This is a genomic window from Pseudomonas sp. FG86 (genome assembly GCF_057808775.1).
The window spans coordinates 1-12101 of record NZ_JBMDIS010000035.1 but is presented as its reverse complement, the minus strand read 5'-3'; the positions used below and the strand labels follow the sequence as shown (position 1 = coordinate 12101).

The 12101-nt window shown below is 59.8% G+C and carries 11 protein-coding genes; 5 read left to right on the top strand and 6 right to left on the bottom strand.

The window, feature by feature from the left end:
- Nucleotides 1-48 precede the first annotated feature (48 nt).
- Nucleotides 49-573, top strand: coding sequence for an SET domain-containing protein (locus tag ACODSV_RS20910; protein WP_150053880.1), 525 nt, complete (start codon nt 49-51; stop codon nt 571-573).
- On the opposite strand, the gene can is transcribed toward ACODSV_RS20910, so the two are convergent.
- A complete protein-coding gene (gene can / locus ACODSV_RS20905; protein ID WP_010213394.1) occupies nt 570-1214 on the bottom strand; it encodes a carbonate dehydratase in 645 nt (214 codons plus the stop codon). The two genes, ACODSV_RS20910 and can, sit on opposite strands and share 4 nt — an antisense overlap.
- A gap of 154 nt (nt 1215-1368) precedes the next feature.
- Here can and ACODSV_RS20900 point away from each other — a divergent pair, with 154 nt between their 5' ends.
- Nucleotides 1369-1773 carry a serine kinase/phosphatase gene (locus ACODSV_RS20900; protein WP_150053881.1) on the top strand — a complete coding sequence of 135 codons (405 nt, stop codon included), beginning with the start codon at nt 1369-1371 and terminating at the stop codon, nt 1771-1773.
- 121 nt (nt 1774-1894) lie between these two features.
- Here the strand turns inward: ACODSV_RS20900 and rimI are convergent, their stop codons facing one another.
- Both rimI and ACODSV_RS20890 read right to left on the bottom strand, forming a co-directional pair.
- Nucleotides 1895-2347 carry a ribosomal protein S18-alanine N-acetyltransferase gene (gene rimI, locus ACODSV_RS20895; protein WP_003188286.1) on the bottom strand — a complete coding sequence of 151 codons (453 nt, stop codon included), beginning with the start codon at nt 2345-2347 and terminating at the stop codon, nt 1895-1897.
- Complete coding sequence (locus tag ACODSV_RS20890; protein WP_051448866.1) at nt 2340-3083, bottom strand: hypothetical protein; 744 nt, start codon at nt 3081-3083, stop codon at nt 2340-2342. The genes rimI and ACODSV_RS20890 overlap by 8 nt, the downstream gene beginning before the upstream one ends.
- A 187-nt stretch (nt 3084-3270) precedes the next feature.
- Between ACODSV_RS20890 and mksB the strand changes: the two genes are divergently transcribed.
- Genes mksB through mksF form a run of 3 tightly spaced genes read left to right on the top strand, consistent with a single transcriptional unit; the run spans nt 3271 to nt 8082 of the window.
- The gene (gene mksB / locus ACODSV_RS20885; protein WP_069075245.1) at nt 3271-4548 is read left to right on the top strand and encodes an Mks condensin complex protein MksB; all 1278 of its coding nucleotides are present in this window, start codon (nt 3271-3273) and stop codon (nt 4546-4548) included.
- Nucleotides 4538-5245, top strand: coding sequence for an Mks condensin complex protein MksE (gene mksE / locus ACODSV_RS20880; protein WP_024073214.1), 708 nt, complete (start codon nt 4538-4540; stop codon nt 5243-5245). Before mksB ends, mksE begins: the two co-directional genes overlap by 11 nt.
- Nucleotides 5242-8082, top strand: a complete 2841-nt coding sequence (gene mksF, locus ACODSV_RS20875) for an Mks condensin complex protein MksF (protein WP_024073213.1) — start codon at nt 5242-5244, stop codon at nt 8080-8082. Before mksE ends, mksF begins: the two co-directional genes overlap by 4 nt.
- Nucleotides 8083-8254: 172 nt before the next feature.
- Here mksF and ACODSV_RS20870 read toward each other — a convergent pair whose 3' ends face one another.
- From ACODSV_RS20870 to ACODSV_RS20860, 3 genes are read right to left on the bottom strand one after another with little or no spacing between them, the layout of a single operon-like run.
- Nucleotides 8255-10558, bottom strand: a complete 2304-nt coding sequence (locus tag ACODSV_RS20870; RefSeq protein WP_024073212.1) for a PqiB family protein — start codon at nt 10556-10558, stop codon at nt 8255-8257.
- Nucleotides 10551-11174, bottom strand: a complete 624-nt coding sequence (locus tag ACODSV_RS20865) for a paraquat-inducible protein A (RefSeq protein WP_024073211.1) — start codon at nt 11172-11174, stop codon at nt 10551-10553. The genes ACODSV_RS20870 and ACODSV_RS20865 overlap by 8 nt, the downstream gene beginning before the upstream one ends.
- On the bottom strand, nt 11161-11820 hold the full coding sequence (locus ACODSV_RS20860; RefSeq protein ID WP_069075247.1) for a paraquat-inducible protein A: 660 nt from the start codon (nt 11818-11820) through the stop codon (nt 11161-11163). Before ACODSV_RS20860 ends, ACODSV_RS20865 begins: the two co-directional genes overlap by 14 nt.
- Nucleotides 11821-12101 lie beyond the last annotated feature (281 nt).

The following is a 12101-nucleotide window of genomic DNA, read 5'->3' as shown; positions in this document are numbered from 1 at the left end:
GCAGTCAGACACCATCCGCAGGTCGACGCAGCCCTACCAAGGAGAGTTATGAAGACTCAAGCCATGGATAAGGCTAAAACTGTTGCGACTGACTGCCTCTATCCCTTTGCGACATCGCTGTTTGAGTGCGGCTACCCCTCGACCCGCCAGTTTCAAGTGGTGCGCAACCGAAACGGCGACCCCACGGGGATCAAGGCCCGTGTCGCCTTTGACAGCCGAACGCGTATTGCCAAGGTGTCGGGCTATGCCCTCAGCGAGCGGCGCCAGCACACCTTCCAGATCTCATCGCGTATTCATCTGTACGACCGATGGTTCTGCGGCCTGCTGCGTCACTCTTGCAGCCCGAATGTCTATTTCGACACCCACTATCTGGAGCTATGGGCCGTGGTGCCGATTGCCGTCGGAAACTGGCTGACCATCGATTACGCCGACAGCGGTGACATCTTGCCCCATCAATTTGCCTGCCACTGTGGCGCGCCCAACTGCCGGGGCTGGATCAAAGGCCGAGAGGAACAGATAAGCGCCGAGGGGCTGCGCGTGCTGGAGAGCAAGCGCGGCCCCGAATACCGTTAGGCTTCGCCTAACGGGCGCAGGCGATATTGCGGTGGCAGTTGCTCAAAGCCACTGATGGTGGTGTTCAGGCTCTTCCAGCGGCCATCCTTGATGCCATAGATGCAACCATGGATCGACAGGCTCTGCCCACGGTGCCAGGCGTTTTGCACAATGCTGGTATGGCCGACGTTGGCCACTTGCTGGATCACGTTCAACTCGCACAGGCGATCGACGCGCTCTTCTTCAGTCGGCAACTGGGCCAGCAGGTCACGGTTTTCGTAGTACAGGTCGCGAATGGTGCGCAGCCAGCCGTCGATCAGGCCGAACTGGCGGTCCTGCATCGATGCACGCACGCCGCCACAGCCATAGTGGCCAGTGACGAGGATGTGTTTGACCTTGAGTACATCGACCGCGTACTGGATCACCGACAGGCAATTGAGGTCAGTGTGCAGCACCACGTTGGCCACGTTGCGGTGCACGAATAGATCACCCGGCAGCATGCCAACGATCTCGTTGGCCGGCACTCGGGCGTCAGAACAGCCGATCCACAGGTATTCCGGGGTCTGCTGGCGAGCGAGCTTGGCGAAGAATTCGGGATCTTCCTGTTTGATCGCATCCGCCCAGCGTTCGTTGTTATCAAGCAGGTCTTGTAGTTCGTTCATCAGGGAAAGCCTCAGGAATGATGCGCAGTTTTGTGACTGACAACCCGTCGTCCGGGTCACGCCCTGCCGGTGAATAACAAACATGAATCAGCTTGAATCTTTGGGGCGCAATGCCTGTCCACACACTATAAGCCCCACAGTATGAGGATTGGCCATGACTGAATCACGACGTCCGTACGGTGCTACCCAGCCCGAACCGATTGATGACAACGAAGATCGCATGGGCTCGATGCGCGAGCTGGACTTTGACGAGGAGGAGCCGACGGCGGGAATCGGTAATGAGATACCTCGCGGCGAGCGCAAACACTTGATGCCTGACGAACGGGTGCGCGAGGCGGGGATGACCGGGGCTTCTACCGATGATCATGAGTCGACTGATGATGATATGAGCCCGGAAACGCTGATCCATGAGGATGGCGCGCGAGATGCTCGGGAGGCGGGTGAAGACAACCCGGCGGATTTTGACCTGAGCATCGTGGATGAAGATGAAATTGGCGGCGGCAATGGCCTGGATGAGGCCGAATTAGCTGATCTGGACCCTGTCGACGGCAATCGCTGACTCTGCGAAAATCCCAATGTGGGAGGGGGCTTGCCCCCCGATGGCGGTGTGTCAGTCACTCGATGAGCTGGCTGGTCCACTGCTATCGGGGGCAAGCCCCCTCCCACATTGGGCTATGGATTTAGTCGACCAGGGTGCAGGCCATGACGACCGCATCTTCGCGCCCACCGACGGCCGGGTAGTAATCGCGCCGACGGCCGATTTCATTGAAGCCATAGCGCTCGTACAGCCGGAACGCGCCGGTGTTGCTGTCACGCACTTCGAGGAAACATTCCCGCGCGTTGGCCGCATAGGCGCGAGACATCAGGTGTTCCAGCAGCGCCAGGCCCAGGCCACGGCCCTGGTTTTCCGGCTTGACGGTAATGTTCAGCAAATGCGCTTCGTCGAGGATGATCTGCACCACGCCGTGGCCCACTTGCTGCTCGCCTTCAAACATCAACCAGATCTGGTATTTGCCCAGCCCGTCGAGGAAGATCCCGCGGGTCCAGGGATGGCTGAATGCCGCGTATTCGATTTTCAGCACGGCGTCGAGGTCTGCCTCGGTCATCGGGCGGAAGGATAAAGCCTCACTCATCGGTTGTTTTCCAGCGCGCCATCAGCCGGCGCATGGCTTGCCAGACATCAGCCTTACGCTGTGGCTCTTCCATTAATAATTCCAGGCCCGGCAGGGCCCATACCGAGCCCAGGCCTTCGACCTGCAGCTCGCGGTACCACGCCTCGGCATTGGCCTCACCGGCAAAGCGCACGGCAGGCAGGCCGATCAGCCAGAGGCACACGCAGGGTTCGTCTTCCAAACGCGCCGAGACAAAACCTTGGACAAAATCCCGCGCGGCTTCCGGGCCCTGGTCCATCGTGCCGCGCACCAGCAGCGGCCAACGCACGGGGTCGCCGACAATTTGCGGACTGTCGGGCAGGCCGGCGGCGCGCAGCATGTCCTTGAGCAGCATGTAGGCCGGGTCACGGGTCTGGAAGCGCTCGCCGGTAGGCAGTTCCACCAGCAACAGGCAACGTCCGGCCCGTAGCAATTGCAGGGCAAAACGCGGTGGCGGGACGACCGGCGCCTTGACCACGGGTGCCGCCTCTTCAGCGACTACCGGCTTGGCCATCGGCGACGGACGTGGCACCTCGACCTTGGCGCGCTCCACCACCGGCCGCACAGGCGGCTCTGGCTTGACCACCGCCACGGGCGCAGCGGCTTCTTCCCCGGAGGTCTCGAACGCCTCATAGGGCTCGAGCGCCTGCAACAACTCGGGCCGCGACGGGGCGGCAAACGGCAGTTCGGTGCGGGGCAGCCAGTTGACCACCTGCATGGCGGTCAAGTAAGCGCGACGTCGGGACTCGATAAGCACAGCTCGGCCACTTGTGGATAAGTAAAGAACGGGGATTCTACCGCTGTTCGGTAACAATCGCCCACTGCGCACTGACCGGCTGTGGATAAATCCCGCGCCTGATGCAGTACAATCGCGACTTTTAATCGCCAACCAGCCGGCCATTCCCATGATCGAACCCAAGCGCGTCCTGCGCGCCCTCGCCGAACACTGGGCCCTACTTGAGCCACTGTGCGAACACTTCGACCAAGGCACGCTGAGCCTGGGCGAGTTGCGCGCACAACTGGCCGCCCAACAATTGGACAGCACGCCCCAGGACATCACCAGCCTGCTGGACGTGTGGATTCGCCTGGATATCCTGGTACCTGTCGCCAAGAGCCCGAACCGTTTCGAGCTCAATGCACAGATCCACGACTTCCTCGCCTATCTTCGCAAGGAGCACCGGCTTGGCCTGTGCCTGGAAATCGAAGCTTACCTGCGCCACCTCGAGCGCTTGGCCGGTTATATCCAGGACGCCTTCGACATCCGTGATGGCCACGACCTGGCGCGGCAACTGCGCCTGCTGGACATGCGTGTGCGCGACGTACTGAAAAAACTCGCCAACGACGAACAGGCCCTCGCTGCCGTGGCCGACCGCGCCAAGACCAGCGACCGGCAGATCCCGTTGCGCCAGCGTTATGCCGAAGTCCTGGCGACCTGGGATGAATACGTCGAACCGATGATCCAACTGGTGAACGCCGACGGCGCCTTCGAGCAAGGCGTGCGCAAGGTGGAAAATGTGCTGCTGCGCATGCTCACCGAGCAACAGCGCCTCGGCCACCTGGTGGACGACGACATGCTGCTGCGTACCCACGCGCGCATTCTCGAGATGCAGACCAGCGCCCAACTGACCTTGCGTCACGCACGGGAACTGCTGTTGCCACTGCGTGAAGAAGCACGTCGGCACAACGCCGTGACCCGTGGCGCAGCACTCGCGCTATCGGCCATCCGCCGCAAAGGCCTGGATGCTGTGCCGCAGGCCGCGATGCCGATGTTTACCCGGCCGCAAAGCACCTTCCTTGGCAGCGCGAGTCAGGTCGAGGCCTACGTATACGCCCTGGCGAACTTCGAGCCGAAACCGGCGCGTTTCCCCAAGGCGCACAAGTCCCATAAAGGCGAAGCCCAGCGCGCACCGCGCACGGTCAAGGAAATGCTCGAACGCTGCGAAGACGCGCTGCCGATGCCGGACCTGATGACCTGGCTGCTGGAACAGGAGCCGGACGGCGCCACCGACGAATTGCTGTATTGGTTCTCACGCCTGTCCCGCGAAAAACGCTTCAAGCGCGAGCGTCTGGAACGCCGCGATTACCACACACACGAGCACCAGGTCAGCCTGCGCTCATTCGCCCTGCTCCCGGCCAGCCCTGACGCGGCCGAGCATTCTGCGAGCACTCCTTATGCATCTTGATCTATCCGAACTGTCCCAGCTGGCGCCGATTTTTCGCGAGCTGTTCAAGGGTTACCACGTCAGCCGCCGAGACCCGGAGCTGTACGCGCAACTGTCGAATTTCCAGGATCAGTACCGTACGCTGTTCAAGGCCCTTGGCTTTGAGCTGGTGTGCGATACCCGGGGCTTCTACTACTTCGTACCCGACTCCGCCATTGCCAGCGCGCAGGTGAACAAGACCGCCCAACGCCTGGCGTTGTTCACCTTCATCATCGTCGAGCATTTGGCCGACCAGGGCCGCGACCCGATTGCCGTGCTCGACGGTGGCAGCCTGGGCCGCGACGAACTGCCCTCGTTGTTGGAAAAGTACCGCGATCTGTTTATCCAGGCCGAAGTGCAGACCCAGGAAGAACTCGAAGAAAAAATCATGCGCCGCATGACCCAATTGGGTTTCGCCAGCGAAGACAACGGTATTTATCGCTTCCTGCCGCCGATGCACCGCTTCCTCGATGTGTGCCTGTCGGTGCAGCAGGACCGCGACCTGGCGGCCAGCGTGCACAGCGTGTTGCCGTTGCCTGCCCCGGTGATCATCGACGAAGACAGCGATGAAAAACTGCTGAAGACCGATGACCCGTTGGACTTGAGTGATTTTGACGACGAAAGCGAAGAAGACGCCCTGGCCCGCGCCATTGCCGAAGAACAGGAGACCGACGCATGAGCAAGGAACGCTACGGCATCCGCCGCTTCGCCCTATTGAACACCGCCGGCTACAGCCTGGGCCTGTTCCCGCTGGAAGAGCCGCTGTCGGTGTATGGCGCGAACAACCTGGGTAAATCCGCGTCGATCAACGCCTTGCAGTTCCCGATCCTGGCGCGCATGTCGGACATGAGTTTCGGCAAGTACACCCTGGAACAATCGCGGCGCTTCTACTTTGCCACCGACACCAGCTACATCCTCGTAGAGGTCTCCCTGCCCCACGGCCCGCATGTGATCGGCGTGGTCGGTCGCGGCCCGGGAGGCGGCTTTGGTCACCAGTTCTTCGCCTACGCCGGCAAGCTGGACCTGGCCCACTACCAGAAAAACGACACCTGCCTGCGTCAGAAAGAACTGTTCACCAACCTGGAGCGCGAGGGTCTGAAAGCCTACGAGCTCAAGCCCGATGAACTACGCCGTTTGCTGGTGGGCGGCCACACGTCGATCCCGCTGGACCTGACCCTGATCCCGCTGCGTTCCACCAGCGAACAGAGCCTGAAGACCTTCCGCGCACTGTTTATCAACCTGCTGCACATGCGCGAAATCACCGCGGCCAAGCTCAAGCAATTGTTCCTCGATGCGTTCGAGCACAGCCTGCGCTCCGGCAGTGTCGATTACATCGCCGCGTGTGAAGAAGCCTTCCGCGACGTGCGACGCATGGAGCAGGACTACAACTCCCTGGTCGCCGCAGGACCGCTGGTTGAAGCACTGGCCAATGGTGTGAAACAGCGCGACATCCTGCGTGGCAAATTGCATCGCCTGTCGCCGCTGCTGGATTCGCTGCTGGGCACCTGGTCGGACTACGCCAGTGCGCGCAAGGAAGAGCTGACCATCCAGGCCGAGCACTACCGCAACGAGCAGGACGCGCTGCAAAACGACCAGCGCGGCGGCACCCAGGAGCTGATGCGCCTGGAGCGGGAAATCAGCGGTATCCAGCGTTGGCTGGGCGAGCTGTCGGTGCTCAAGCATCGATTTGCCTTGGTCGATGACGTCAAGGTGCTGGAACAACAACTGCTGGCGGCCAAGGATGCCCACGATGAACTGGCCGGCGCCCTGGCGCAGTCACGGCAGTTCAGCGCCGAGGATTTGGACGAGCGTCTGCGCGACCTGGAAAAACGCTTGAAGTCGGTCAAGCAGCAGCTTGATCACGCGGATAACAATAGCTACGCCAAACTGCGTGAAGAATTCTCACAGCAGGATGTCGAGCGTCTGATGCGCTTGTTCAACAGTTCTCTGTTCAGCCTGCCGTTGGGCGAGCATGGCATTACGCTGGATGAGGACGGCCAGTGGGTCAAATCCCTGGAACTGATCCTGGATGGCTTCAAGGGCGAGCGTTTCGAAGTGCCGGGGCTGTCCATCGACATCTCGCACATCGAGCCCCCGGCATTACAGGCCCTGGCGGATCGCGCGGCATTGCGTGACCAGAAAGAACGCCTGGAGAAAGAACTCAAGCAGCTCAAGACCCAGCAGGCCGTGGCCTCTGACCGTGCCGCGAGCAAGACCCAGACTGAAGCGCTGTACCAGCAGGTGCTGGACGCACAAAAAGCCCTCGAAGACTTCCGCCGCGCGCAAACCCTGAGCGCCGAAGAAGGTGAGAAGCTGGAACAGCTGGCGCAAATGGAAGCCGCCCAGGATGAACTGAAGCGCTCCAGCGATGCGTTCACCGAACGTGTCCAGCAACTGTCGGCCAAGCTGCAACTGGTCGGTCGCCAGATCGGCGATATGGAAGCCAAGCAACGCACCCTGGATGACGCCTTGCGCCGTCGTCAGTTGCTGCCGGCGGACTTGCCGTTCGGCACGCCGTTCATGGACCCGGTCGACGACTCCATGGACAACCTGTTGCCGCTGCTCAATGACTATCAGGACAGCTGGCAGGGCTTGCTGCGCGCTGATGGCCAGATCGAAGCGCTGTACGCCCAGGTACGCCTCAAGGGCGTGGCCAAGTTCGACAGCGAGGATGACGTGGAGCGTCGCCTGCAACTGCTGATCAACGCCTATGCGCACCGTACCGATGAAGCACTGACCCTCGGCAAGGCACGGCGTGCGGCAGTCACCGATATCGCGCGGACCCTGCGCAATATCCGCAGCGACTATGACAGCCTTGAGCACCAGTTGGCATTGTTCAACCGCGAGATCAACAAACGCCAGGTGTCCAACCTGCAAAGCTTCCGTATCGTGCTGGCGCCCAACAAGGAAGCCCTCAAGCATATCGACCAGATCATCCACAGTGCCGGTCAGTATGAAGAAGGCGAAACCCTGTCGGTGTTCGACCTCAGCCAGAGCGCCGAGCAGGACAACAAGAACGAAGAGGCCAAGGAATACCTGGCGCGCCTGGTAGCGGCAAACCATAACCAGTTGGGCCTCAAGGATTTGTTCGAGTTGGCCTTCGAGATCACCAAGGTGCATGGTCAGCCGGTGATCCACACCGACATCGATGGTGCCGCGTCCAACGGCACCACGATGACAATCAAGGCGCTGACCAACATGTACTTGTTGCTGCACTTGATGGACCGCGACCAGGCCGGTCGCGTACGGCTGCCGTACTATCTCGATGAAGCCGCGGATATCGACGAGAAGAACCAGGCCGCATTGCTGGAGACCAGCCTGCAACTGGGCTTCGTGCCGATCCTGGCCAGTGTGAAACCGCAGGTCTCAGCCCAGGTCGCAATCGACTTGGAGGGCGGCAGCGGACCGAACGGGATCTATATCGATGAGGCGGATTGGAAGTACATCCGCCGCCACGATGTGGTGAAGGCCACGGTGAATGTGCAGGCAGATGAGCCGGAGTTGGATGAGGTCTGACGCTCGGCGTTGAAATGCAAAAAGGCCGCGATCTGATCGATCGCGGCCTTTTTTTGGGCTGGGTTTTACGTCGTCTTTGAGGCCCCATCGGGAGCAAGCTCCCTCCCACATGTTGAATGCGCTCACAAATCAAAATGTGGGAGGGGCTTACTCCCGATAGCGGCGCCCAGGTCTATTTACCGAGTGGGATTTTAGGCGCCCAGGTCAGCCACTCGTCTTCAAACTTGTCGAACAGCGGGAACGTTTGCTGCGGTCGCGCCGCACTCCCCATGCGCTCGCCATCGGGCGTGGCAAAGGCGATGCCGCCGGCGACCAGCGTCTCCAGGGACTCCGTCCGCACCGTCGCCCCCTTGAACAGGCCAAAGTCGAGACCAAAGCCGCTGGAGTTCCAGAAGCGGCTGCCGCTGCGTACCAGGGGAGCGTACTTGGGCTCGATCAGGATGTGGACCAGTACGCGGTCGGCGGTCTGGCCCAGTTCATATCCAGTCACTTTGCCCACGGTGACTTCACGGTAGGTGACCGGTACACCTTCCTTCAACGAACCACGGCGCGCGGCACTGAGCACCAGGCTCAGGCCCGCCTCCTGGTGGGCGGTTTCAGGGGGTTGGTCCAGGGCGACAAAGCTCTTTTGTGGCCCGGCGTTTTTCACCGCAGGCTGTACTTCGATGTACTGCCCGGTGACAAGGGTTTCCAGGTTGGAGGTTTTCATCAGGCCCAGTTCAGGCTTGACCACCCAGAACTGACTGCCGACGCGCGCGATGCGGTCCGCAACTTGGGTGATACGCGCGCCGAGCAATACCGACTGCATATCGGCGCTCAAGTCGACGCTCTCGATCTTGCCCACATCCAGCCCTTTGAAACGAACAGGCGTGCCAGGACGCAGCCCATCGGCGCGGTCGACCTTGATGGTCACCAGGGTGCCATGCTGGTTGGCGGCCTCACGGTCGGCGAACAGGCGGAAACGTGGAATGCGCTTTTTCAGCGGTACGTTCGGTTCCGGCGTTTCGAAGGCAATACCACCGGCCATCAAGCTGGCCAGGGATTCACTTTTCACTTGGATGCCGCCGGTGAGTCCGCCGGTCAAGGTTACGCCGCTGGCATTCCAGAAGCGCGTCGAACCGTTGACCAGATTGGCGTATTCCTTCTCGATGTGGACGCCGATCACCAGCTGTTTGTTCTTGCGCGAGAACTGATAGCTCTGCACCGAACCTACCTTGACCTGCTTGTAGAGAATCGGGCTGCCTACATCCAGGGACCCAAGGTTGTCAGTGAACAGCACCATGTGCAGGCCTGGCGAACGCAGGTCCAATGGCGGGGCCTTGGCCCGGGCGACAAATTCACGCTGTGGCGCACTGCCTTTGTCGCCAGGGCGGATGGCGATGTAGTTACCTTTGACCAACGCTTCAAGCCCGGTGATACCGGCCAGGGAAATGGACGGTTTGACCACCCAGAACTGGGTGTCCTGCACCAGATAATCTTCGGCCAATGGGTCAAGGGTCAGCTCAGCATTGGCGCTGGACAGGTCTGGATCGATCTTCAGGGTTTTCAGGCTGCCGACCTGAATGCCTTTGTACATCACCGGGGTGCGTCCGGCCTGCAAGCCTTCGAAGTCGGTAAGTTTGACCTTGACCTTGATACCGGCTGCGGCAGCGTCGAAATCTTCGTACAGGCGGAACGGCAGGCTCGGATCAGTGGGAGGGCTATCCTTGCGGTTCTCCGGCGTGGCGAAGGCGATACCGCCGGCAACGATACTGGAGAGGGACTCGCTGCGCACCTTCACTCCAGAGAGGTTGGCATCGATGCTGATGCCGCTGGCGTTCCAGAAACGCGTGTGTTTGCGCACCAGGTTGGCGTAGGTTGGTTCGATATAAACCTTGATTTCAACGGTGCTCTGGTCTTCGGACAGCAGGTAGCTTTTGACCTGGCCGACCTGGATCTGTTTGTAGAACACTGGGCTGCCACGGTTAAGCGATCCGAGACGGTCGGCCTTGATGGTCAGGTGCAGGCCGGGCTTGGCGTCGGATAATGGCGGCTCTTCGGAGAGGGCCTTGAATTTGCGTGTGGGTTCGCCGTCGCCTGGGCTGGCAGCGATGTAATTACCTGAGACCAAGGTTTCCAGGCCGGTGATACCGGCGAGGCTGACACTGGGCTTGACCAGCCAGAAGCGGGTGTTGGTCTTGAGGTATTGCTCGACGTCCTTGTTCATCTCGATGGTGGCAATCACCCCGCGATTGTTGCCCTCATCGTCAAGGGCCAAGGTCTTGACCTTGCCCACTGACATACCTTTGTAGACCACTTCGGTTTTGTTGGCCTGGATGCCTTCGCCACTTTCAAAACGCACTTGGATTTCAATGCCCTGCTGGGAATAGGCACGCCATCCCAACCAGCCACCAATGATCAGCGCAATCAGGGGAAGGACCCAAATTGCCGACCAATTCGAGGCCGGTCGGGTTTTAGCTTTAGGCAAATCACTCATGGTCGTCGTCCGACTCCGTGTTATCCCAAATCAGTCGGGGATCAAAAGTTACTGCGGCAAGCATCGTCAAGATCACCACACTGGCGAAGGCTGCTGCGCCGAGGTTGGCCTCGACGCTGGCAAGCCGCCCAAAGTTTACAACCGCCACCAGGATGGCGATCACGAAGATATCCAGCATGGACCAGCGGCCAATGAATTCGATAAATCGGTACATGATGATGCGTTGTTGCGCGGACAGCGGTTGGTGACGCTGCACCGAGAACAGTAGCAGACCAATGCCCACCAGCTTGAATGTCGGCACCAGAATACTGGCAATGAACACCACGGCGGCGATGGGGAACATCCCGTGCTGCACCAGTTGGATGACACCCGACATGATGGTACTGGGATCACCCTGGCCAAGGGAGTTGATGGTCATGATCGGTAGCAGGTTGGCGGGAATATATAAAATGGCCGCGGTGATCAGCAATGCCCATGTGCGCGTGAGGCTGTTGGGACGGCGGGCATGGATCAGCGCACCACAACGGCTGCAGGATTGCTCATCGGCATCCGGCTCTTGCTTGTTCAGTTCGTGACATTCGGTACAAATCAGAATGCCTGCATCAATCGCCCGCATGATCATCTTCTCCTGACAGTGCTTGCCAGATCTGGTGCGGCGACATCACCACCTCAAGCAGAACCTGAACCATTAATAGGCTGACAAAGCAGGCTAGCCCCAGACCGATTGTGATAGAAGCCATATCTGCGAGTTTTACGATCGCTACCAACACCCCCATCAAATAGACCTCCAACATCCCCCAGTCCTTCATATGATGGTAGATGCGGTACAGCAACAGCCCGTAACTGCGGCCCATCTTCCAGCGAATGCTGAGCAACACTGCCAGTTGGCAAAGCAGCTTGAGCAAGGGAATACCCATGCTGCACAGGAACACCACGGCGGCAACGCCTTGCATGCCGGTATCGAACAAACCGACAACGCCACTCCACACGGTGTCCTCAGAGGATTGCCCGAGTAGATTGAGCTGCATGATGGGTAAAAAGTTCGCGGGGATGTACAGCAACAGCGCGGCGAGCACGAGGGCAAGACTGCGCTCAACGACATTGTGGCGGTGAGCGTAAAGCTCGTACCCGCAACGCGGGCATTGGGCCTTTTCGCCAAGGGCAAGCGTTGGTTTGCGCATCAGCAAGTCGCACTCATGACATGCAACCAGGTCGTCCAGTGGTAAATCCGACACCTTGAGGGTATCAACCGGGTCGGGCATAGATAGGGCTCTGACTCTAAAAAAGGTTAGGTGCCTATTCTAGTGGTCTGGTTCAGAAATAACTGTGCAAATTTGTCGGGCGATTGGGGGCAAGTGCGGGGATTTGGAGTGGGTTCGGTGTGCCCGACGGTGCGCGTCAGCGTTATCGTCCTGCGTGAGCACGCTTGCGCCTGCGCTTTTCGATCGCCCAAAACAAAACCCCATCTGCTTTCGCAAATGGGGTTCTGGAATTTAATCTTGACGATGACCTACTCTCACATGGGGAAACCCCACACTACCAT